Genomic DNA, 20,594 nt, shown 5'->3' with positions numbered 1-20,594 from the left:
GCGTTGTATAATAGTTGCCCAGAACACATTGAGGTTCTTTTGGCTCATGGCGCTAACCCATTAGCCAAAGATGATTTTAATGACAGCTTCCTTTCTTTGATTTCTGCGGAAATAGCCAAGGGAGACAAAAATAATTCTTATATAAAGAAATTAATTAAAATTAAAGAGAAAATAAACATTATGAATTAGTTGGCTCTCAGGTGGGTGAAATAATTGGCGTTTGACGTGGATGGGATGGGTATGGCATGAAGCACATTATTCTCATTATCACCGTGGTGCTGTCTATATGTGCGATGCAGGGATGCGAACAAGGTAGGGATCTACAACCACAAGATTACTTTGAAGGGAAGCAGCTGGACATCGCCACCATCATTTACGAGGGTGACAGGCAAAAGCTGGATAAAGTTTTATCGACGGTAAGCAAAGAAACGTTAAATCGGCCGGCCAAGGCGGAGATGACGTTGCTATTCTGGACGATAAACAACGCCATCTTTGACAAGAACACGCCAGAGCGGCTCAAGATCATTACAGATTTAGTCAAGGCGGGGGCTGAGCCATTACAACCTCAGCCTAACGCACCAGGCAGCCCCGCTGAATTTGTTATGAAAGCGGATAAAGGCATCTGGATACAGGCTATGTTAGAGGGCGGACTTTCTCCAAATGCCAGGGATAAGGTTCATAATCAACCCATTATATTTAATAGTATCTTTGCAAAAAACACAGAAACATTAGAGGTCATGTTGGAGCATGGTGCTGATATAAATATAAAAAATTCACTGGGTGATACGCTGCTCATCGATGCTTTAGACTATCACTCCTATGACCACGTCATTCTTTTATTAGAAAAAGGCGCCGATAGCGATATAAGAGGCAACTCGGGTTGGACGATGGGTAATCAACTACAACGGCTGATTAATAGGAGTCCGGACGGCAGTGAGGCGAAAGCGTCTCTTGAGCGCATCAAAGACGAGCTAATTAAGCGTGGTGGGAAATGGCCACCTCTCCCTGTCAGTAAATAAGCCGTCTCGCTGTATTACCGGAAACTGGGCACATGTTGTAAAGGTGTTCTTACCGCAGAGGCATTGTCCACAGACGGTCGAGTTGCGAAAGTTTGCTTGGGTTGCGCACGATAAATACCTGAGCCAGTCGGCCTTCGGCATTCAAGCTGAGACTGACAGACGCCGTAATACGGCCTTGTTCGGATAGCAAGGCGCCCGGCACGCCATTGATGAGCGCGTGTTGCCAGAGATAGGCTCGCCAAAATACGGGCAATTTACCGCCGATAAACTCGAGTACCTCACGTTTGCCGACGAGTTCAGCCAGGTTGGCGGGCACTTTGCCGCCGCCGTCCGCACTGAGCTTAACGTCTTCGGACAACAGGGTCGAAAGCGGTTCGATATCTGCCGTTTCCACCGCCGTTTTGAAAGCGATCAGCAACGCCTCCTGCCGCTCTGTGGGCTGGGTTTTACGCTCCTCTGGGCGGCCAACTTTTTCGCGCGCGCGTGACACCAGTTTACGACACGCCGTTTCTTCCCCACCTAATGTCGTGGCGAGATCCGCGTAGGGCAAGTCAAAGATGTCATGCAGCAAATAGGCTGCGCGCTCGCGGGGAGTGAGTCTTTCGAGCAACAGCATAAAGGCCGTCGACAGCGACGATGCGAGTTCCAACGTCTGCTCGGGCGTTTTGGCTACGGCGGTTTGAATGGGTTCTGGCAGCCAAATACCGACATAATCGACGCGAGCCTGCTGCGCGGCGCGCAGCAGGTCAAGGCAACGACGAGTGCAGACGGTGGTCAGCCAGGCCGCAGGATTCAGAATGCTGTGGCGATCCGCATGTAACCATTTGATATAGGTATCTTGCACGGCATCTTCCGCGTCGGCCAGAGAACCTAAAATACGATAGGCGAGGCCGATCAGAAACGATCTTCTCGATTCGAACAGTGCTGCATACTTGTCGTTTTTCATACTAGTGGCCGGAAATATGAATTCTATTCCACAAATTTATCATAGTGATATTTGCGGTTAGCGCGCTGATTTCCTCCTCGGAATAGTACGCGCGCAATGCCGCACGCAGTGGGCCATACTCGGTATGGCGTTCAAGCCGCGTTAACGCTTCTGTCCAGGCAAATGCGGCGCGCTCGCGAGGCGTGAAATCATCAACGTGTTCCCATACCACCAGCCTGTCCAGACGTGCGTTGGTTTCACCGTCCTCGCGCGCTTCTTTGGTATGCATCTCGACACAGTAACCGCAGCCATTGATTTGCGAAGCGCGCAGGAGGACGAGATGGTAGATCTTGCGCTCCAGATTGTGCGCATCGATAGCGCCATGCACTTTCAGCAGCGCGGAAAAAACGTTGGCAATGGTTTGCGCATGATTGACAGGGTCGGTATTCACTAACGTAGTCATAAGAACTCCTCATTTATCGGGTTAACACATATAGATGACGAATGAGAAGAGGGATGTGTGACCGAACCACAGCAAAAATGTGCATTTTGGGGCCGTGGGCCGTTGATGTAATACGTTTTTCAGGCAACAAAAAACCCGATAATCTTGAACCTAAAAGGCGGGATTATCGGGCTCCACAAAATGGGGACATCAAAGAAAAGCAGTGGCACTAATTCAGACTGCGGCCCCCAACGAAAGTTCTGGCCGGCGACAAAAAAATCAAAATATTTTTATCGCCGATCCATCTCTCCCGCTAATCGATCAGCCGAGTATGCCCGGCCATAGCACCACGATGAGTGAACCCGCCAGCGTTAACAGCACGTTAGCGATGGCGTAGGTGCCGGCGTAACCCAGCGCCGGGATGTTGCTGCGCGCGGTATCGCTGATGATCTCCATCGCCGGCGCGCAGGTGCGGGCGCCCATGATGGCGCCGAACAGCAGGGCGCGGTTCATGCGCAGCACATAGGCGCCGAACAGGAAGCAGATAACCACCGGCACCAGGCTGACGATCAGCCCGGCGATCAGCATCTGGCCGCCGACCGCACCCAGGCTGTGGCCGATGCCGGCGCCGGCGCTCAGGCCCACGCCCGCCATAAACACCATCAGGCCGAATTCTTTCACCATGTTCAGCGCGCCCTGCGGAATGTAGCCGAAGGTCGGGTGGTTGGCGCGCAGGAAGCCGAGCATGATGCCGGACATCAGCAGGCCGGCGGCGTTGCCGATGCCGAACGAGAAGTTGCTGAACTGTATGGTGATCTGGCCGATCAAAAGGCCGATGATGAAGAAGGCGCAGAACGCCAGCAGATCGGTCACCTGGCTGTGAATCGAGATAAAGCCAATTTTCTCCGCCACGCTCTTCACCCGGCGCGCGTCGCCGCTCACCTGCAACACGTCGCCTTTGTTGAGCACGATGCTGTCGTCGATCGGCATTTCGATCTGGCTGCGGATCACGCGGTTGAGGAAGCAGCCGTGGTCGGTCAGCTTTAGCTGGCTCAGGCGTTTGTTCACCGCGTTGCTGTTCTTCACCACGATCTCTTCGGTGACGATGCGCATGTCGAGCAGATCGCGATCGAACACTTCCTTGCCGTTGCGGAAGCTCGGGTCCAGCCGCGCGTGGGCGTCCGGGTAGCCGACCAGCGAAATCTCGTCACCCACCTGCAGCACCGCGTCACCGTCCGGGTTGGCCAGAATGCCGTTGCGGCGGATGCGTTCGATGTAACAGCCGGTCTGGCGGTAGATGCCCAGTTCGCGCAGGTTCTTGCCGTCGGCCCAGGCCACCAGCTCGGGGCCGACGCGGTAGGCGCGGATCACCGGTAGGTAGACCTTGCGCTGGCTGTCGGTGTCCAGGCCGCGTTCGCGGGCGATCTGCTGGGCAGAGGTGGACAGGTCCTGGTGTTGCAGCTTCGGCAGGTAGCGCGCGCCGAAGATCAGGCTGACCAGACCGATCAGGTAGGTGAGGGCGTAGCCCAGGCTCAGATGATCCTGCGCCGCCAGCAGCGCCGGGCCGTTGACGATGGTGTTGCGTAGCGTGTCGCCGGCGCCCACCAGCACCGGCGTGGAGGTCATCGAGCCGGCCAACATGCCGGCGGTCAGGCCGATGTCCCAGTGGAACAGCTTGCCGAGACCGATGGCGAGCACCATCGCCGAGCCGACCATCACCAACGCCAGCATCAGGTAGTTTTTGCCGTCGCGGAAGAAAATCGAGAAAAAGTTGGGTCCGGCTTCCACGCCGACGCAGAAAATAAACAGCATGAAGCCGAGATTCAGCGCCTCGGTGTTAATGGCGAAGTGTTGCTGGCCGAGCAGCAGGGAAACCACCAAAACGCCAATGGAATTACCGAGTTGGACGGAGCCCAGACGGAGTTTACCGAGGCACAGCCCCAGTGCGAGTACCACGAACAGTAACAGAATGTAGTTACCGTTTAACAAACTAGCGACGTTTATGTTCACGGAGGATAACTTATTGTTTACCAGTAAGTGCTTGATATAGATAACTATAAGAGATAAATTCAGCCTTAAAACGACGTCATAAATCACCACCAGCAGAAAGCGAAGCGAACCATCGTTCGGCGGCGTTCATTCTAGACGCTATGACCGATGACAGCCAGCACAGAAAGCTGATTTCCTGCGCCGCCGTGCGCATTTAACTCTCTTTTGACCAAGGAAAAAATTCGGTTCAGCGTCACCTCACGGGGGGCCGGACCGATTTCTATTGATGCGGTAATTGGGCGGGGGAGAATTCGCATGACGAGTTATCGATATTGGCTGGGCATTCTCAGCTGTTTTCTGTTGTTCAGCCTGGTGTTTCTCGGCCAGCAAACCGGCCTGTTCGGCAGCACGGATCATGAGCACCACGGGGAAACCGGCCTGCTGCTGTTCGTTGTCCCCGGTGCGATCGCCAGCTATCTGTCGAGCCGCAAGCGGCTGCTTTGCCCGTTGCTTGGCGCGCTGTATGCGCTGCCGCTGTGTCTGCTGATCCGCCACTTCTGGCTGACGCCGTCCTATTCATTCTGGCAGGAGTTGGCTTATGCCACCAGCGCGGTGTTCTGGTGCGTGTTCGGCGCGATGCTGATGCTGTTCGCCCTCGGCCTGTTGCAGACGCTGCAGCAGCTGCACCGGCGGCAGCGGCAATAAAAAAAGGCGCGTTAAGCGCCTTTTTTGTCGTTCAAAAACTTACTGGAACAGGTTCAGGTGTTCTTTGGCGTAAGCTTCGAAATCGGTGCAACCGCCGATGTGCTTCTCATCCAGGAAGATCTGCGGCACGGTTTCAACCGGTTTACCGACGGTTTTTTCCAGATCGGCCTTGGTGATGCCTTCCGCGTGGATGTCAACGTAACGGAAGTTGAAATCGTCGCGTTCTTCAGTCAGTTTTTCCGCCAGTTCTTTAGCGCGGACACAATAAGGACAGCCAGGACGCCCGAAGATTACTGCAAACATGCAACGCTCCTTAATTGGATTTTCAATAAATGGTTCGCTATTGCAACGACATCCCGTCACCGAAAAAGTCATTACCTGCGTCAGATGGCGCCTACTATGCCCGTTGAGGCCATGAAAAAAAAGCAGGAATTACCTGTTAATCTGATTCATGTAACCAATTAGTCAGCCGGGGCTGTCGCCGTCGGCGGGAATTCACTACACTGGGGGCAGACCTTCTGGAGAAGAAAAATATGCGTTCATTCGGTGACTTACCACGCCCGGTGCTGGTGTTGGAAGGGCTGGGTATCGTGATGTTGGTGCTGGCCTACCTCAGCATTCACGGCCACCTGCAGCTGCCTGGCTGGCTGGCATCGCAGCAGGCGGCGGTCGGCATGATTTTCCTCGGCGTGGCGTTGATGGTGCCGGCGGCGGCATTTCTGGTGTGGCGCGTGGTGCAGGGCTTTGGCCCGCTGATGCGCGGCGGGTTGCCGCCGGAAAACGATCGCCGCAAACCGCGAGATGCGGATGCATCGAAAGATAATCAGGACCGCGATCCGCGCGCCTGAGTGCCGCGGCCGCTAACCCGCCTGCCGGGCAGGCGTTGGCTTTTGGGGTGACGAGTGAAAATTGCCATTCTTTCTCGCGACGGAACGCTCTATTCATGCAAGCGGCTGCGTGAAGCGGCGGAAGATCGCGGGCACAGCATCGATATCATCGATCCGCTTTCCTGTTATATGAACATCAACCCGGCGGCGCCGACCATTCACTATCGCGGCCGCCAGCTGGAACGCTATGACGCGGTGATCCCGCGCATCGGCTCCGCCATCACCTTTTACGGCACCGCGGTGCTGCGCCAGTTCGAGCTGCTTGGCAGCTACCCGCTCAACGAATCCGTGGCCATTACCCGCGCTCGCGATAAGCTGCGTTCGCTGCAACTGCTGGCGCGGCAGGGCATCGATCTGCCGATCACCGGCTTTGCCCATTCGCCGGACGACACTGGCGACCTGATCGAGCTGGTCGGCGGCGCGCCGCTGGTGGTCAAGCTGGTGGAAGGCACGCAGGGTATCGGGGTGGTGCTGGCGGAAACCCGCCAGGCGGCGGAAAGCGTGATCGACGCCTTTCGCGGGTTGAATGCCCATATCCTGGTGCAGGAATACGTGCGCGAGGCGCAGGGGCGCGACGTGCGCTGCCTGGTGGTGGGCGGCCGGGTGGTGGCCGCCATCGAGCGGCAGGCGAAGCCCGGCGAGTTTCGCTCCAACCTGCACCGTGGCGGCACCGCCCGCAAAGTGACCATCACCGCCAGGGAGCGGGCGATTGCGGTCAAAGCGGCGAACACGCTGGGGCTGGACGTCGCCGGGGTGGATATCCTGCGCGCCGAGCGCGGCCCGCTGGTGATGGAGGTCAACGCGTCGCCGGGGCTGGAAGGGGTGGAGACCACCACCGGGTTGGACATTGCCGGCATGATGATCGAATACATCGAGCAGCGCGGCCGGCCGGGCTTCCGCCTGAAATCCGGTGGTTGACGGGGCGGTCGGCGCGCTTTTCCCGCCGAGCAATATCTTAATTAGTGAATTAAGCCGCATTGATCGTGGCGTATCGGGTGAATATTCCGTAAGCTATGCGCCTTTTCGCGTTTTGAATATTGTGAGGCTGGTTATTATGGATTCACTCATTGTCCCCGATTTGGCGCTGTTGCGGCGCTGGCTGGATCAGTCGGGCATTTCTTTCTTTGAGTGCGATTCCTGCCAGGCGCTGCACCTGCCGCACATGCAGAACTTCGACGGCGTGTTCGACGCCAAGATAGATCTGGTGGACAACGTCATCCTGTTCTCCGCGCTGGCCGAGGTGAAACCGACCGCGCTGATCCCGCTGGTGGCGGACCTGAGCCAGATCAACGCCAGTTCGCTGACCATCAAGGCCTTTGTCGACATTCAGGACGACAACCTGCCGAAGCTGATCGTCTGCCAGTCGTTGAGCGTGGCGGTGGGCATCACCTACGAGCAGTTCACTCATTTCATGCAGCAGGGCGAAGAGCAGGTCTCGATGGTGATCCTCGAGGCGCGGGCGAACGATCTGCTGTTTATGGGTGACGAAGAAGAGATCCCCGCTGGCGCCGTGCGTCAGCCGATGCTGCACTGATCCTCGCCGTACCTTAAGCATGCCGTCGCTCCGGCGGCATGCTGCCGTTATTCCCCTCCGCAATAAAATATTCTGCACTTTGGCCTTTGCCGCCCGATCTTTCTCGTCTTTTGTGCCGTTAATGGCGTATCACATAGAGAAAAACTGCATAAAAAATCGATAAATGGCGTTTTTTACCCTGGGGGCTGGCAGGTTGCGGTGGCAGCGGCTATGCTGCTGATTCTGCAAAGGGCTTGCGATTTCCCTTGTAACCACGCGAGCAGGGCAGTGCAAAAAGGCGCATGCAATCATATGCATAGCCATTCATTTCGTGGTTGCAACGATTGCGCTCAATCAGGAAAGGTTTTGTATCGCTGCAGATACAAGTTCAATTCTATGATTTACCCTGTTTTGGAGGAAGTTACGGATGGTCACCCAACGTAAAAAGTGGTTATCGGGTGTGGTTGCCGGTCTGTTGATGGCCGCGTCCGTCACGGCGTCAGCCGAAGAGAAAACGCTGCACGTGTATAACTGGTCCGACTATATCGCGCCGGATACCCTGGCCAAATTCCAGAAAGAAACCGGCATCAAAGTGGTGTACGACGTCTTTGACTCCAACGAAGTGTTGGAAGGCAAACTGATGGCGGGCAGCACCGGTTATGATCTGGTGGTTCCTTCATCCAACTTCCTCGAGCGCCAGTCGCAGGCCGGCATCTTCGAGCCGCTCGACAAGAGCAAAATGCCCAACTACAAGAATCTCGATCCCGAGATGCTGAAGCTGGTTGCACATAATGACAAAGACAACAAATACGGCATCCCATACCTGATGGTGACCACCGGCATCGGCTACAATGTCGACAAGGTGAAGGCGGCATTAGGCAAAGACGCGCCGGTCGACAGCTGGGATCTGATCCTCAAGCCGGAAAACCTCGAGAAGCTGAAAAGCTGCGGCGTCTCTTTCCTCGATGCGCCGAGTGAGGTTTACGCCACCGTGCTGCACTACCTGGGCAAGGATCCCAACAGCACCAATGCGGCGGACTATACCGGCGCGGCCAACGATCTGCTGCTGAAGCTGCGGCCGAGCATTCGTTACTTCCACTCTTCACAGTACATCAACGATTTGGCTAACGGCGATATCTGCGTGGCGATCGGCTGGTCCGGCGACGTGATGCAGGCGGCCAACCGCGCCAAAGAGGCGAAGAACGGCGTGAACGTGGCCTATGCGATCCCGAAAGAAGGGGCGCTGACCTACTTCGACATGTTCGCCATGCCGGCGGACGCCAAGAACAAAGACGCCGCGTACCAGTTCCTGAACTTCCTGATGAAACCTGACGTGATGGCGGGCATCAGCAACTATGTCTATTACGCCAATGCGGTGAAAGATTCCACGCCGCTGGTGAAGGCCGAGGTGCGCGAGAACCCGAACGTCTATCCGCCGGCCGATCTGCGCGCCAAGCTGTTCACGCTCAACGTGCAGTCGCCGAAGCTGGATCGTGTCATTACCCGCGCATGGACTAAAGTTAAAAGCGGGAAGTGATGATGGGGGGATACCCCCGATCGTCGGTAAACCGGCAGGCGGGCGCTCCCCGCCTGCACTGCTGTTTTGGGCCACGGCACTCGCCGTGGTTTTGTGCCGCTTTACGCCGGAGAGCACCCCGATTGAACGACGCCATCCCTCGTCCTCAAGCCAAGTCGCAGAAGGTCTTCACCCCTCTGCTGGAAATCCGTAACCTCACCAAAACCTTCGACGGGCAGAATGCGGTCGAAGACGTCAGCCTCACCATCTACAAGGGCGAGATCTTTGCGCTGCTTGGGCCGTCTGGCTGCGGCAAGTCAACCTTACTGCGCATGTTGGCCGGCTTTGAACAGCCGACGGAAGGGCAGATCGTGCTCGACGGGCAGGATATGTCGCACGTGCCGCCGTACCAGCGGCCGATCAACATGATGTTTCAGTCTTACGCGCTGTTCCCGCACATGACGGTAGAGCAGAACATCGCCTTCGGCCTGAAGCAGGACAAAATGCCGCGGGCAGAAATCGCCGAGCGGGTGGCGGAAATGCTGGCGCTGGTGCACATGCAGGAGTACGCCAAACGCAAACCGCACCAGCTTTCCGGCGGCCAGCGGCAGCGGGTGGCGCTGGCGCGCAGCCTGGCCAAGCGGCCCAAGCTGCTGCTGCTGGATGAGCCAATGGGCGCGCTGGACAAGAAGCTGCGCGATCGCATGCAGTTGGAAGTGACCGATATTCTCGAGCGCGTCGGCGTCACCTGCGTGATGGTGACGCACGATCAGGAAGAGGCGATGACCATGGCGGGGCGCATCGCCATCATGAACCGTGGCAAGTTCGTGCAGATCGGCGAGCCGGAAGAGATCTACGAGCATCCGAATAGCCGCTTCAGCGCCGAATTTATCGGTTCGGTCAACGTCTTCGACTGCGTATTGCAGGAGCGCCACGACGATGCGCTGATCCTGCAAAGCCCCGGATTGCGCCATGCGATCAAAGTAGATCCGGACGCCTCGGTGGTGGACGGCGTGCCGATCCAGGTCGCGCTGCGGCCGGAAAAGATCCTGCTGTGCGAACAGGTGCCGGAAGACGGCTGCAACTTCGCGGTAGGGGAAGTGGCGCACATTGCCTACCTGGGCGATCTGTCCATTTATCACGTGAAGCTGCACAGCGGGCAGATTATCAGCGCCCAGCTGCAAAACGGCCACCGTTTCCGCAAGGGGATGCCCACCTGGGGCGATGAAGTGCGTCTGTGCTGGGAAACCGACAGCTGTGTCGTGTTGACGGTGTAGCGGAGCCGCTGAGGAGTAACCCATATGACCCTGCTTTCTGAACGCACGCCGGAGCCGCCGGCCAAAACGCCCGGCACCCTCAAGGCGCTGTTCCACCGCCTGCTGATGGCTCACGGCCGCAAGCTGGTGATCGCATTGCCGTATTTATGGCTGACGCTGCTGTTCATGCTGCCGTTCCTGATCGTGTTCAAGATCAGCCTGGCGGAGCTGGCGTTGGCGGTGCCGCCTTACACCGAGTTGATGAGCTGGGTGGACGGCAAGCTGAACATCGCGCTCAACTTCGCCAACTACCTGCAACTGACCGACGATCCGCTGTATATCGACGCCTATCTGCAGTCGCTGCGCGTGGCGGCGGTCTCGACGCTGTGCTGCCTGATCATCGGCTATCCGCTGGCCTGGGCGGTGGCCCACAGCAAGGCGTCGACTCGCAACATTCTGCTGCTGCTGGTGATCCTGCCTTCCTGGACCTCGTTCCTGATCCGCGTCTATGCCTGGATGGGGATCCTGAAAAACAACGGCATTCTGAATAACTTTCTGATGTGGCTGGGGGTGATCGACCAACCGTTGGTGATCCTGCACACCAACCTGGCGGTGTATATCGGCATCGTTTATTCCTACCTGCCGTTTATGGTGCTGCCGATCTACACGGCACTGATCCGGCTGGATTACTCGCTGGTGGAGGCGTCGCTGGATCTGGGCGCCCGGCCGCTGAAAACCTTCTTCAGCGTCATCGTGCCGCTGACGCGCGGCGGCATCATCGCCGGTTCGATGCTGGTATTCATTCCGGCGGTAGGGGAGTTCGTGATCCCGGAGCTGCTCGGTGGGCCAGACAGCATCATGATCGGCCGCGTGCTGTGGCAGGAGTTCTTCAATAACCGCGACTGGCCGGTGGCTTCGGCGGTCGCCACCATCATGCTGCTGTTGCTGATCGTGCCAATTTTGTGGTTCCACAAACACCAGAACAAGGAAATGGGGGGGCAGGAATGAACAACTTGCCGGTAGTACGTTCACCGTGGCGTATCGCCATCCTGACGGTCGGCTTTACCTTCCTGTATGCGCCGATGCTGATGTTGGTGATCTACTCCTTCAACAGCTCCAAGCTGGTGACGGTGTGGGCCGGCTGGTCCACGCGCTGGTATACCGAACTGTTCCACGACTCGGCGATGATCAGCGCGGTGGGGCTCAGCCTGACCATCGCCGCCGCCTCCGCCACCGCCGCGGTGGTGCTGGGCGCCATCGCCGCCGTGGTGATGGTGCGGTTCGGCCGCTTTCGCGGTTCGACCGGCTTTGCGTTTATGCTGACTGCACCGCTGGTAATGCCGGACGTGATCACCGGCCTGTCGCTGCTGCTGCTGTTCGTGGCGATGGGGCACGCTTTCGGCTGGCCGTCGGAGCGCGGCATGTTCACCATCTGGCTGGCGCATGTCACCTTCTGTACCGCTTATGTGGCGGTGGTGATCAGCTCGCGTCTGCGCGAGGTGGATCGCTCGATTGAAGAGGCGGCAATGGATCTGGGGGCGCCGCCGCTGAAGGTGTTCTTCGTTATTACCTTGCCGATGATTGCGCCGGCGCTGATCTCTGGCTGGATGCTGGCGTTTACCCTGTCGCTGGATGATCTGGTGATTGCCAGCTTCGTCTCCGGCCCGGGCGCCACTACGCTGCCGATGCTGGTGTTCTCCAGCGTGCGTATGGGGGTGAATCCGGAAATCAATGCGCTGGCCAGCCTGATCCTGCTGGTGGTGGGCATTCTCGGCCTGATCGCCTGGTGGTTTATGGCGCGTTCGGAAAAACAACGATCGCGTGAATTACAGCGGGCGGCCCGTAGCTGAATCGTAACAAACCTGCTATTTTTGCAATCAATAAGTATTGCAACTAACTACCTGACTTTACATGCGCCATCTGTATTGGTGGCGCGTCGTAGCGGAACACGGATATGTCAGACATGCTGAAAAGCGGGCAGGGAATGAGATCGACTTCGGATGCGCCGGTGCCGGTGATGGTGGCGGGCACCGCCATGGTGGCGATCAAGTGTATCAGCGTGGTGTTGTTGTTGGGCGAACTGGGCGTCGACGGCGCACAGGAGTTCGTTAACACCAGCGCGCAGGCGTGGGATTCTACCTTTATCTTTCTGGCCGGCCTGATGCTGCTGTGCCTGCAAATCAGCTGTGGCTTTGCGGTGATGCGCGGCCGCAACTGGGGACGCTGGGGCTATGTGGTCTGCCAGTGCATCGTGGTGCTTTACCTGCTGTTGGCCACCATTGGCAGCGTCTTCCCCGAGGTGTTCACCGTGGAGGGGGAAACCAGCGGCCAAATCCTGCACGTTCTGATCCTGCAAAAGATCCCCGACGCGGTGATCCTGGCGTTGCTGTTCGTTCCTGCCGCCAGCCGCCGCTTCTTCACCGTGCGCAAGTGAGATTTTAGGCGTGCGGAGTGGTAAACTCTGCGCCCTTAATTCGTCATCCTGAACTTCACGGTAATCTTCATGCATTGCGCTTTGTATACGGCGGGTACCTGCCGTTCCTGTCAGTGGCTGGAAAAGCCCTATCCGCAGCAACTGGCTGACAAACAGCATCACCTGCACTCGCTGCTGGCCGGGTGCGACGTCGCGCAGTGGCTGCAGCCGATGGCGGGGGAGCTGAGCGCATTTCGCAATAAAGCCAAGATGGTGGTCAGCGGCAGCGTGGAGCGCCCGCTGCTCGGCATGCTGCACCGCGACGGCACGCCGGTCGATCTGAGCGACTGCCCGCTGTATCCCGCCGGCTTTGCGCCGATGTTTGCGGTGCTGAAAAGCTTCATCGCCCGCGCCGGCCTGACGCCGTATAACGTGGCGCGCAAACGCGGCGAGTTGAAATACCTGCTGCTGACCGAAAGCACGCTCGACGGCGGCGTGATGCTGCGTTTCGTGCTGCGCTCGGAAACCAAGCTGGCGCAGCTGCGCGCTGCGCTGCCGTGGCTGCAGCAGCAGCTGCCGCAGCTCAAGGTGATCTCCGCCAATATTCAGCCGGTGCACATGGCGATCATGGAAGGAGAGCGCGAGATCGCGCTGACCGAACAGCAGGCGCTCGAGGAACAGTTCAATCAGGTGCCGTTGTTCATCCGCCCGCAAAGCTTCTTCCAAACCAACCCGCAGGTGGCCGCCGAGCTGTATGCCACCGCCCGCGACTGGGTGCGCGCGCTGGGTATCGACAGCATGTGGGATCTGTTCTGCGGCGTCGGCGGTTTCGGCCTGCACTGTGCGCAGCCGCAAACGCGGCTGACCGGCATCGAAATCAGCGCGGAAGCGATCGCCTGCGCGCGCCAGTCGGCGCAGCGGTTAGGGTTGTTGCACGTAGATTTTCAGGCGCTCGACTCCACCCGCTTCGCCACCGCCGAAGGCCAGGTGCCACAGCTGGTGCTGGTTAACCCGCCGCGGCGCGGCATTGGCCAGGCGCTGTGCGACTACCTGAGCCGGATGGCGCCGGACTATATTCTCTATTCCAGCTGCAACGCCGAGAGCATGGCGAAAGATATCGAGACGTTGCCGGGGTACCGCATCGAACGGGTGCAGCTGTTCGACATGTTCCCGCATACCGCGCACTACGAAGTGTTGACGCTGCTGGTGCGGCGTTTATAAAACATAAGGCCCGGTTATCCGGGCCTTATTGCTTATTGCGGGAACCATTTGTCGTTGATGGCCTTGTAGGTGCCGTCGGCCTTGATGGCGTCCAGCGCGGCGTTCAGCTTGGCCAGCAGCGCCTGGTTGTCGGGGCGCACCGCGATGCCGAGGCCGGTGCCGAAGTATTGTGCATCGGTGATGTGCTCGCCGACCGGCGCCAGCTGCGGGTTGGTTTTCAGCCACTCGTTCACCACGGCGGTGTCGCCGAACACGCCGTCGATACGGCCGTTTTTCAGCTCCAGAATGGCGTTCTGGTAGCTGTCGTAAGAGACGGTGTTAATCTCCGGGTGCTTGTCCTGCATGTATTTCTGGTGGGTGGTGCCGTTTTCCATGCCGAGCTTTTTGCCTTTCAGATCCGCCAGCGAGCTGAACTTGCCTTTTTGCGCGATCACGATCGCCGAGTTGGCGTAGTAAGGCTGGGTGAAAGCGACCTGTTTGCTGCGTTCCGGCGTGATGTCCATACCGGAAATCACCGCATCGTATTTCTTGAATTTCAGCGCGGCGATCAGGCTGTCGAACGCCTGATTGGTGAAGGTGCACTGCGCCTGCATCTGTTTGCACAGCGCGTTGGCCAGATCGATATCGAAGCCGACGATCTGGTTGTTGGCGTCCAGCGATTCGAACGGCGGGTAGGTGGCGGAGGCGGCGAAGCGGATGGTCTCGGCCGCGGTGGCGTTAAAGGTCATCCCGGCCAACATCGTCGCGGCAAGCAGCAGTTTTTTCATGCGTAGAGCTCCTGTCTGGATCCTGAAAGTGATTATTCGCTATCGTTTGTTTTTACTGGTGAACGCCAGAGTTTTTTGCGTGTGCGCATGCTGATAACCCTGCCATCGAGTGAATTAAAATGCAATATAAATGATTAAATATTGCCGCAGAGATAAAAAAAGCCCCGCACGATGGCGGGGCTCATGGGGAGAGGCGGTCTCAGTTGCGGCGCTCAAACGCCAGCGCGCGACGCTCTACCAGCCGCATCAGCAGCGTCAGCAGGCCGTTGACGCACAGGTACACCAGGCCCGCGGCGCCGAACACCATGACGTCGTAGGTACGGCCATACATCAGCTGGCTGTAGCCCATCACTTCCATCAGCGTGATGGTGTAGGCCAGCGAGGTGCTTTTGAACACCAGCACCACTTCGTTGGAATAAGACGATAGCGCACGTTTGAAGGCGAACGGCAACAGGATGCGCAGCGTCTGCCGGCGCGACATGCCCAGCGCTTCGCACGACTGCCACTGCCCGGCGGGAATGGCGCGCACCGCACCGTAGAACAGCTGCGTGGTGTAGGCCGCGCTGTTCAGCGCCAGCGCAATCATCGCGCACAGCCAGGGCTGCGACAGCAGGTTCCACAGCCACGGGTAGTCGCGGATCGCCGGGAACTGGCCGGGGCCATAGTAGATCAGGAAGATCTGCACCAGCAGCGGCGTGCCGGTGAACAGCGTCACGTAGATCTTGACCAGCGGCGTCAGGATCGGCGTTTTCAGCGTCAGGATCACCGTCAGCAGCAGCGACAGCAGCAGCGCGACGATCAGCGCGGCGACGGTCAGGGTTAGGCTGGTATGCAGCCCTTTGAGGATTTCCGGTAAATACTCAATCATCAGACCGGCCCCCGCTCAAAGCGCGTGGCGCGCAGCTCAATGCGTTTGATGACGTATTGGCTGAACAGCGTCACCAGCAGGTAGATGGCCGCCGCGATCACATACCAGGTAAAAGGCTCCTGGGTGCGGGTGGCGATGCTCTTGGTTTGCAGCATCAGATCGTTCACGCTGATCAGCGACACCAGCGCGGTGTCTTTCAGCAACACCAGCCACTGGTTGCCGAGGCCGGGCAGGGCGTGGCGCCACATCTGCGGCATGATCAGGCGAAAGAAGATCGCCGCCTTACCCAGTCCCAGCGCCTGGCCGGATTCCCACTGCCCCTGTGGCACCGCTTTGAGTGCGCCGCGCAGCGTCTGCGAAGCGTAGGCGGAATAGAGCAGGGCCAGAGCGATCACCCCGCACAGGAACGGACTGACTTCGAAATTGTCGATCGCCAACTGGATCGGCAACTGGAACAGACCGAGGTTGAGGGTAAAGCCGTCGGAGAGCATCAGCAGCAGCTGCGACGAGCCGAAATAGATAAACAGCACCACCAGGATTTCCGGCAGGCCGCGCAGCACGGTCACCCAGGCGGTGCCGAGCCAGCTGACCGCTTTCCAGCGGGACGATTCCCATACGGCGAACAGCATCGCCAGAATCAGCCCGAGGATCAGGGCGCAAACGGCAAGGCCGACGGTCATGCCGGCGGCGCTTGCTAAAGGTTGTAATTCATTCATCGGGGCGTATTACTGCTGGAACCATTTTTTGTAGATGGTTTCATAGGTCCCATCCTGCTTAATCTTGTCCAGAGCGGCATTGAACTTGCCCTGCAGATCGGTATTCTTTTGGCGCACCGCGATGCCGAGGCCGGTGCCGAAGTAGTCTTTATCCGTCACTTTGGCGCCCACTGCCGCCAGCGCGTCATTCTGCTTCAGCCACTCGTTGACCACCGCGGTATCGCCGAACACCGCATCAACGCGGCCATTCTTCAGATCCAAAATGGCGTTCTGGTAGCTGTCGTAAGGCACGGTGGTGATTTCCGGGTGCTTGTCGGTCAGGTATTTCTGGTGGGTGGTGCCGTTTTGCACGCCCACCTTCTTGCCTTTCAGCGCCGTCACGTCGGCGATTTTGCCTTTCTGCGCGATGAACAGCGCCGAGTTATCGTAGTACGGCTTAGTGAACAGCACCTGCTTTTCACGTTCCGGTGTAATGTCCATGCCGGCCATGACCGCATCAAAACGCTTGAACTTCAGACTAGGGATCAGGCTGTCGAACGCCTGGTTGGTGAAGGTGCACTCGGCCTGCATCTCTTTGCACAGTGCGTTGGCCAGATCGACATCAAAACCCTGAATCTTGTTGCTGGCGTCAATAAATTCAAATGGAGGATAGGAGGCTTCGGTAGCGAAACGGATGGTTTCGGCTGCGGAGGCGGAAACGCTGATGCCGGCCAGAACGGCGGCGATTATTAGTTTTTTCATCGCAAAATCCCCAAATTACAGCAAGTTAATTGTTAGTGTGATAAGTAGTTGGCAAACTCGGTGGTCTGTGGCTGCGCAAAGTGGCTGCTGTCGCCTTGCTCCACAACGTGGCCGTTTTCCATGTACACCACGCGGCTGGCGGTCTTGCGCGCCACTTCCACTTCGTGGGTGACGATCACCTGCGTGATGCCGGTGCCGGCCAGTTCGCGAATGATGCTAACGATCTGAGCGGTGATTTCCGGATCCAGCGCCGCAGTCGGTTCATCGAACAGCAGCACCTGCGGTTCCATCATCAGGGCGCGGGCGATCGCCACGCGCTGCTGCTGGCCGCCGGAAAGGTGCAGCGGGAAGCGATCGGCGAAGTCGGTCAGGCGCAGACGCTTGAGCAGCTTGTCGGCGCGCTCCATCGCCTGAGCCTTGGTCAGACCCAGTACGCGGCAAGGCGCCTCGATCAGGTTCTGGACCACAGTGAGGTGAGGCCACAGGTTGTATTGCTGGAAAACCATGCCGACGTTTTGACGCAGTTCGCGAATGGCTTTCTCGCCCGGCGCCTGTTTGAAGTCGAATTGGTTGCCGGCGATCTGCAGTTGGCCCGAACGCGGCATTTCCAGCAGGTTTAGCACCCGCAGCAATGAGCTTTTCCCGGCGCCGCTTGGGCCAAGCAGCACCAGGGTTTCCCCAGCTGGACAATCCAGCGTGATGTCAAACAGCGCCTGGTGAGCGCCGTAATAGCAATTGATACCGTTAAGTTGAATACTCATGCGCCAGAATTGAATAGACATTGATGCCGCAAATGTTAACTTCCACAGAATACTTATGCAATCTTTGTGCGTTAAAATTTATGAGTGTGCGGCGGGAAAGTAAAAGATTAGCACAAGATACCGCGACTCAGGCCGAGGGAGGGGATTTGTGGCGCAGGCTGTGATATCGGTAGCGAAATTTTTTCTATTGGACGAAATTTGAGCTGTTGACTGACGGCGGGGATGACCGACGCGGCAAGCCCGCGTCGGCCGGGGTATCGCGGGTTACTGGTTTTCCAGCACCTGGCGCACGCTGCCGTTGGTGGCGTGTGCTGGAACATTCAGGTAGCGAATATCATCAACCACCCAGCAGGTACCTTCGCGCACCATCAGCACTTCGTCCTGCCAGTTCACGGTGCTGTTGGCGTCTTTTTGATAGCTTAAGTCGACGCGCAGCGGAATATTTTTCGCATCGGTGTTAGGAATGGTCGAGGCGCTGGCGACGGAGGCGCTGCTTGGCCCTTGCGCATTGCCGGAGAACAGATCGCCGGTTATCTGATGCTTGCCCGGATTTTGAGCGGCGCTGACCAGATCCTGATACAGCACTTTGCTCAGATAAGGCTGCAGCTGCGCCAGGCGGTTGCTGTCCGGCAGGCTGGAGCCTTGCTGGATGCGCAGGTCATAGAACTTTTGCGCGACCGTATCCGGGCCGCCTTCCACACAGCTGCCGCTGCGGGTGCCGATATCCTTGTATGCCGGTTCCACCGTGGTACAGGCACTCAGCAACAGCGCTAAGGGTAAAACAGCCGCAATCGTTTTTGTTTTCATCTTATTACCTTATGTGAAAGTCTCTACCATGAAGACCGATAGCTTACAGTATAAATGCGTTTTTTGGCCTTGCATTCGTACTGCGTGCCATTGATTAAGCGAACATAACGCCAATCTTCTGGTCATAGATACGTTGAATTAATCAAACAAGGAGTTCTGATGCAGCTTTCAACTACCCCGACCCTGGAAGGGTTCACCATCACCGAATACTGCGGCGTCGTCACCGGCGAAGCGATCCTCGGCGCCAACATTTTTCGTGATTTCTTCGCCGGCGTGCGCGATATCGTCGGTGGCCGCTCGGGCGCTTATGAGAAAGAGCTGCGCAAGGCGCGCTTGATTGCGTTCGAAGAGCTGGAAGATCAGGCAAAAGAGCTGGGCGCCAACGCGGTGGTCGGCATTGATATCGATTATGAAACCGTAGGTAAAGACGGCAGCATGCTGATGGTGACCGTCAGCGGCACCGCGGTGAAAGTCAGCCGCTAACGCCATTCCCTGCGCCCCGGCCGTTCCGCCGGGGCGACATCCTGTAGGTTCATCCCACCTTGTGCTGCTCGACGATCGGGCGGTGTTCCTGCGGTTTCACCGGCGCCGGCGCTTGGCGATGCGGCATCGGCTGAACGGGCGGCTGATGGATCTGCGGCGCCGGGGCAGGATGCGGCATGATGCGCGCTTGCGGCACTGCCAACGGGCTTTCTATCGTCGGATGCTGTGGCGCTGCCGGTTCACGAACTATCGGCGGCGCAGCGTGCGGCGCGACCTGAACCTGTGGCCGCACGGCGGATTGATGCACTGGCGCGGCGGTCTGCATCGGATGCGTCTGTACCGGAGCCGCATGCACGGCCATCGGCTGCTGCGCGTGGGGCGCTGCCGGCGCGGTATGTGTGAACGTCGGCATGCTCCTCGGTTGTTGCACATGGGGCGCGTTGACCGACTGTTGCACGTGCGGCGCGGCCGCTACCGGCTGGGTGTGTGCAAAGGTTGGCAGGGTCATCGGCGCATGGGCCGCAGGCGCGACGCGCGGCTGCGCGTTAGGCGTCGGCGGGTTGAAATGCGGCGTCGGTGCGGCGGTCGTATTGTTGTAGTTATTCACTGTATGGGTGCTGCGATTCACATTGTTCACGTTGTTATATTGATTGATGTTGGTGACGCGATTCACCACGGTGGTGGAATGCGATACGTAGGGCGCATCGCGGTAGACCACCGGTTGGCGTCGATCGTCCCAGCGCATATCCCAGTTGTGCCAGCCGCTGTTGTGCTGATTGAACAATGAGGCGACCGCAATGCCGACACCGAAGCTGATCACGCCGGCCGCCAACATGTCGCTGCCGCTGTAGCCCGAAGGTTGATACCGATAGCTCGGATAGGCTGGGATCGGCGTGCCGTAGGCCACCCAGGGATCGTAATGCGGGACGTAAACCGTATCCGGCTGGCTGGGTTCGATGACGATGGTTTCGCCCGGCGCCGCTACCACGCGCTGGCGATAGGGCTGCTGCTCAACGTAACGGGTGGTGGGGGCCACGACGATGCGCTGCTGCGGGGTGTTTTTCAGCGTGCCTTGGCTGGCCGCCCGTTGACGCATCACCTGAATGGCGTTCATCACGTCGGTGGGATCGTTCAGGTAGGCGCTGCCCAGGGCGGTGGTCCAGGGGATGTTTTTCGCCATTTGATCGAGCACGTCGGGGAATTGCACCAGGCCGCGCACGCTGGGATCCCAGGGCTGAGCGTCGGCCGCCGAGCTGAGCGCCGCCGGTTGCAACCCGCGGTTTTGCGCCAGCCAGGCATCCGCGGCGTTGATTTGGTCAGGATAACCCGCGCCGGCCAACACCTGCGCCAGCAGCTTGTCGGGGAACAGCGCCACCGGGCTGACCAACTGGTACAGCTGGTCGGCAGTCAGCGGCGTATAGGCCGGCGTACTGGCACTCGCGATGGGCGCGGCCGGGGACGGTGCGCTTGCCCCCATCGCGTCAGCGACTTTTTGCCGATCGCAGCCGCTGAGCGGCAGCATGGCGGCACAGAGCAACCAGGACAGATAGCGTGGCGTCAACATG

At 58.3% G+C, this 20,594-nt stretch carries 23 protein-coding genes and 1 pseudogene; 13 read left to right on the top strand and 11 right to left on the bottom strand.

From position 1 onward, the window contains the following. Both ACJ8IL_RS20805 and ACJ8IL_RS20800 read left to right on the top strand, forming a co-directional pair. A pseudogene (locus ACJ8IL_RS20805) lies at positions 1–189 on the top strand (ankyrin repeat domain-containing protein); the annotation flags it as partial. A gap of 56 nt (positions 190–245) precedes the next feature. After that, a complete protein-coding gene (locus ACJ8IL_RS20800; protein ID WP_442516803.1) occupies positions 246–1,019 on the top strand; it encodes an ankyrin repeat domain-containing protein in 774 nt (257 codons plus the stop codon). 49 nt (positions 1,020–1,068) lie between these two features. Here the strand turns inward: ACJ8IL_RS20800 and sigJ are convergent, their stop codons facing one another. The 3 genes from sigJ to ACJ8IL_RS20785 form a co-directional block, all read right to left on the bottom strand. Next, the gene (gene sigJ, locus ACJ8IL_RS20795) at positions 1,069–1,965 is read right to left on the bottom strand and encodes an RNA polymerase sigma factor SigJ (RefSeq protein WP_060432777.1); all 897 of its coding nucleotides are present in this window, start codon (positions 1,963–1,965) and stop codon (positions 1,069–1,071) included. Between the two features lies 1 nt (position 1,966). Continuing rightward, positions 1,967–2,407 (bottom strand): carboxymuconolactone decarboxylase family protein, encoded by a 441-nt coding sequence (locus ACJ8IL_RS20790; protein ID WP_060432778.1) that lies wholly within the window; start codon positions 2,405–2,407, stop codon positions 1,967–1,969. A 300-nt stretch (positions 2,408–2,707) separates the two neighbouring features. Beyond that, positions 2,708–4,396, bottom strand: coding sequence for an aspartate:alanine antiporter (locus tag ACJ8IL_RS20785; RefSeq protein ID WP_047728000.1), 1,689 nt, complete (start codon positions 4,394–4,396; stop codon positions 2,708–2,710). 294 nt (positions 4,397–4,690) lie between these two features. On the opposite strand from ACJ8IL_RS20785, the gene ACJ8IL_RS20780 reads away from it, so the two are divergent. Then, positions 4,691–5,080 (top strand): inner membrane protein YbjM, encoded by a 390-nt coding sequence (locus ACJ8IL_RS20780; RefSeq protein WP_025302232.1) that lies wholly within the window; start codon positions 4,691–4,693, stop codon positions 5,078–5,080. Positions 5,081–5,119: 39 nt separating this feature from the next. Here ACJ8IL_RS20780 and ACJ8IL_RS20775 read toward each other — a convergent pair whose 3' ends face one another. Continuing rightward, positions 5,120–5,383 (bottom strand): GrxA family glutaredoxin, encoded by a 264-nt coding sequence (locus ACJ8IL_RS20775; RefSeq protein ID WP_004938676.1) that lies wholly within the window; start codon positions 5,381–5,383, stop codon positions 5,120–5,122. 230 nt (positions 5,384–5,613) lie between these two features. On the opposite strand from ACJ8IL_RS20775, the gene ACJ8IL_RS20770 reads away from it, so the two are divergent. The 9 genes from ACJ8IL_RS20770 (at position 5,614) to rlmC (ending at position 13,886) form a co-directional block, all read left to right on the top strand. Beyond that, on the top strand, positions 5,614–5,928 hold the full coding sequence (locus ACJ8IL_RS20770; RefSeq protein WP_025302233.1) for a YbjC family protein: 315 nt from the start codon (positions 5,614–5,616) through the stop codon (positions 5,926–5,928). Positions 5,929–5,982: 54 nt separating this feature from the next. Then, positions 5,983–6,885, top strand: coding sequence for a 30S ribosomal protein S6--L-glutamate ligase (gene rimK / locus ACJ8IL_RS20765; protein WP_025302234.1), 903 nt, complete (start codon positions 5,983–5,985; stop codon positions 6,883–6,885). A gap of 136 nt (positions 6,886–7,021) precedes the next feature. Continuing rightward, entirely contained in the window at positions 7,022–7,501 is a 480-nt protein-coding gene (locus tag ACJ8IL_RS20760) for a YbjN domain-containing protein (protein WP_004938666.1), read from the top strand. A gap of 406 nt (positions 7,502–7,907) precedes the next feature. Continuing rightward, complete coding sequence (potF, locus tag ACJ8IL_RS20755) at positions 7,908–9,017, top strand: spermidine/putrescine ABC transporter substrate-binding protein PotF (RefSeq protein WP_043137777.1); 1,110 nt, start codon at positions 7,908–7,910, stop codon at positions 9,015–9,017. A gap of 122 nt (positions 9,018–9,139) precedes the next feature. Next, entirely contained in the window at positions 9,140–10,273 is a 1,134-nt protein-coding gene (potG, locus tag ACJ8IL_RS20750) for a putrescine ABC transporter ATP-binding subunit PotG (protein ID WP_043137773.1), read from the top strand. A 24-nt stretch (positions 10,274–10,297) separates the two neighbouring features. After that, on the top strand, positions 10,298–11,260 hold the full coding sequence (gene potH, locus ACJ8IL_RS20745; RefSeq protein WP_038629107.1) for a putrescine ABC transporter permease PotH: 963 nt from the start codon (positions 10,298–10,300) through the stop codon (positions 11,258–11,260). Then, positions 11,257–12,102 carry a putrescine ABC transporter permease PotI gene (gene potI / locus ACJ8IL_RS20740; RefSeq protein ID WP_025302238.1) on the top strand — a complete coding sequence of 282 codons (846 nt, stop codon included), beginning with the start codon at positions 11,257–11,259 and terminating at the stop codon, positions 12,100–12,102. Before potH ends, potI begins: the two co-directional genes overlap by 4 nt. A 104-nt stretch (positions 12,103–12,206) precedes the next feature. Further along, entirely contained in the window at positions 12,207–12,686 is a 480-nt protein-coding gene (locus tag ACJ8IL_RS20735) for a YbjO family protein (RefSeq protein ID WP_049205956.1), read from the top strand. Positions 12,687–12,755: 69 nt separating this feature from the next. Further along, positions 12,756–13,886 (top strand): 23S rRNA (uracil(747)-C(5))-methyltransferase RlmC, encoded by a 1,131-nt coding sequence (gene rlmC / locus ACJ8IL_RS20730; protein WP_197781471.1) that lies wholly within the window; start codon positions 12,756–12,758, stop codon positions 13,884–13,886. A gap of 32 nt (positions 13,887–13,918) precedes the next feature. Here the strand turns inward: rlmC and artJ (ACJ8IL_RS20725) are convergent, their stop codons facing one another. The 6 genes from artJ (ACJ8IL_RS20725) to ACJ8IL_RS20700 all read right to left on the bottom strand — a co-directional run bounded on the left by artJ (ACJ8IL_RS20725) (position 13,919) and on the right by ACJ8IL_RS20700 (position 18,546). After that, positions 13,919–14,653, bottom strand: a complete 735-nt coding sequence (artJ, locus tag ACJ8IL_RS20725; protein ID WP_015377297.1) for an arginine ABC transporter substrate-binding protein — start codon at positions 14,651–14,653, stop codon at positions 13,919–13,921. Positions 14,654–14,852: 199 nt separating this feature from the next. Then, positions 14,853–15,521, bottom strand: coding sequence for an arginine ABC transporter permease ArtM (artM, locus tag ACJ8IL_RS20720; protein WP_025302241.1), 669 nt, complete (start codon positions 15,519–15,521; stop codon positions 14,853–14,855). Further along, positions 15,521–16,237: an arginine ABC transporter permease ArtQ gene (artQ, locus tag ACJ8IL_RS20715; protein ID WP_025159684.1), complete on the bottom strand. Its 717-nt coding sequence runs from the start codon at positions 16,235–16,237 to the stop codon at positions 15,521–15,523. Before artQ ends, artM begins: the two co-directional genes overlap by 1 nt. Positions 16,238–16,246: 9 nt before the next feature. After that, positions 16,247–16,978: an arginine ABC transporter substrate-binding protein gene (gene artJ, locus ACJ8IL_RS20710; protein WP_049205963.1), complete on the bottom strand. Its 732-nt coding sequence runs from the start codon at positions 16,976–16,978 to the stop codon at positions 16,247–16,249. Between the two features lie 32 nt (positions 16,979–17,010). Continuing rightward, entirely contained in the window at positions 17,011–17,739 is a 729-nt protein-coding gene (gene artP, locus ACJ8IL_RS20705) for an arginine ABC transporter ATP-binding protein ArtP (RefSeq protein WP_142590589.1), read from the bottom strand. A gap of 264 nt (positions 17,740–18,003) precedes the next feature. Further along, positions 18,004–18,546, bottom strand: a complete 543-nt coding sequence (locus tag ACJ8IL_RS20700; RefSeq protein ID WP_049205965.1) for a lipoprotein — start codon at positions 18,544–18,546, stop codon at positions 18,004–18,006. 159 nt (positions 18,547–18,705) lie between these two features. On the opposite strand from ACJ8IL_RS20700, the gene ACJ8IL_RS20695 reads away from it, so the two are divergent. Then, complete coding sequence (locus ACJ8IL_RS20695; protein WP_004928400.1) at positions 18,706–19,029, top strand: heavy metal-binding domain-containing protein; 324 nt, start codon at positions 18,706–18,708, stop codon at positions 19,027–19,029. A gap of 49 nt (positions 19,030–19,078) precedes the next feature. Here the strand turns inward: ACJ8IL_RS20695 and ACJ8IL_RS20690 are convergent, their stop codons facing one another. After that, positions 19,079–20,593 (bottom strand): DUF3300 domain-containing protein, encoded by a 1,515-nt coding sequence (locus tag ACJ8IL_RS20690; protein ID WP_197781472.1) that lies wholly within the window; start codon positions 20,591–20,593, stop codon positions 19,079–19,081. Between the last annotated feature and the right edge of the window lies 1 nt (position 20,594).

It is taken from the genome of Serratia sp. CY47444 (genome assembly GCF_052168635.1).
GTDB lineage: Bacteria > Pseudomonadota > Gammaproteobacteria > Enterobacterales > Enterobacteriaceae > Serratia > Serratia bockelmannii.
The sequence above is the reverse complement of the archived record's forward strand: the minus strand, read 5'-3'. Positions and strand labels throughout refer to the sequence as shown.

What these genes read in the sequence shown, in the direction of transcription:
- ACJ8IL_RS20780 (WP_025302232.1), top strand. Translation starts at nt 4,691, where the DNA reads ATGACGAGTTATCGATATTGGCTGGGCATTCTCAGCTGTTTTCTGTTG.
- artQ (WP_025159684.1), bottom strand. Translation starts at nt 16,237, where the DNA reads ATGAATGAATTACAACCTTTAGCAAGCGCCGCCGGCATGACCGTCGGC.
- artJ (WP_049205963.1), bottom strand. Translation starts at nt 16,978, where the DNA reads ATGAAAAAACTAATAATCGCCGCCGTTCTGGCCGGCATCAGCGTTTCC.
- rlmC (WP_197781471.1), top strand. Translation starts at nt 12,756, where the DNA reads ATGCATTGCGCTTTGTATACGGCGGGTACCTGCCGTTCCTGTCAGTGG.
- ACJ8IL_RS20790 (WP_060432778.1), bottom strand. Translation starts at nt 2,407, where the DNA reads ATGACTACGTTAGTGAATACCGACCCTGTCAATCATGCGCAAACCATT.
- ACJ8IL_RS20760 (WP_004938666.1), top strand. Translation starts at nt 7,022, where the DNA reads ATGGATTCACTCATTGTCCCCGATTTGGCGCTGTTGCGGCGCTGGCTG.
- potH (WP_038629107.1), top strand. Translation starts at nt 10,298, where the DNA reads ATGACCCTGCTTTCTGAACGCACGCCGGAGCCGCCGGCCAAAACGCCC.
- artM (WP_025302241.1), bottom strand. Translation starts at nt 15,521, where the DNA reads ATGATTGAGTATTTACCGGAAATCCTCAAAGGGCTGCATACCAGCCTA.
- ACJ8IL_RS20800 (WP_442516803.1), top strand. Translation starts at nt 246, where the DNA reads ATGAAGCACATTATTCTCATTATCACCGTGGTGCTGTCTATATGTGCG.
- ACJ8IL_RS20695 (WP_004928400.1), top strand. Translation starts at nt 18,706, where the DNA reads ATGCAGCTTTCAACTACCCCGACCCTGGAAGGGTTCACCATCACCGAA.
- potI (WP_025302238.1), top strand. Translation starts at nt 11,257, where the DNA reads ATGAACAACTTGCCGGTAGTACGTTCACCGTGGCGTATCGCCATCCTG.
- ACJ8IL_RS20770 (WP_025302233.1), top strand. Translation starts at nt 5,614, where the DNA reads ATGCGTTCATTCGGTGACTTACCACGCCCGGTGCTGGTGTTGGAAGGG.
- ACJ8IL_RS20690 (WP_197781472.1), bottom strand. Translation starts at nt 20,593, where the DNA reads ATGTTGACGCCACGCTATCTGTCCTGGTTGCTCTGTGCCGCCATGCTG.
- ACJ8IL_RS20735 (WP_049205956.1), top strand. Translation starts at nt 12,207, where the DNA reads ATGTCAGACATGCTGAAAAGCGGGCAGGGAATGAGATCGACTTCGGAT.
- ACJ8IL_RS20700 (WP_049205965.1), bottom strand. Translation starts at nt 18,546, where the DNA reads ATGAAAACAAAAACGATTGCGGCTGTTTTACCCTTAGCGCTGTTGCTG.
- artJ (WP_015377297.1), bottom strand. Translation starts at nt 14,653, where the DNA reads ATGAAAAAACTGCTGCTTGCCGCGACGATGTTGGCCGGGATGACCTTT.
- ACJ8IL_RS20775 (WP_004938676.1), bottom strand. Translation starts at nt 5,383, where the DNA reads ATGTTTGCAGTAATCTTCGGGCGTCCTGGCTGTCCTTATTGTGTCCGC.
- sigJ (WP_060432777.1), bottom strand. Translation starts at nt 1,965, where the DNA reads ATGAAAAACGACAAGTATGCAGCACTGTTCGAATCGAGAAGATCGTTT.
- artP (WP_142590589.1), bottom strand. Translation starts at nt 17,739, where the DNA reads ATGAGTATTCAACTTAACGGTATCAATTGCTATTACGGCGCTCACCAG.
- potF (WP_043137777.1), top strand. Translation starts at nt 7,908, where the DNA reads ATGGTCACCCAACGTAAAAAGTGGTTATCGGGTGTGGTTGCCGGTCTG.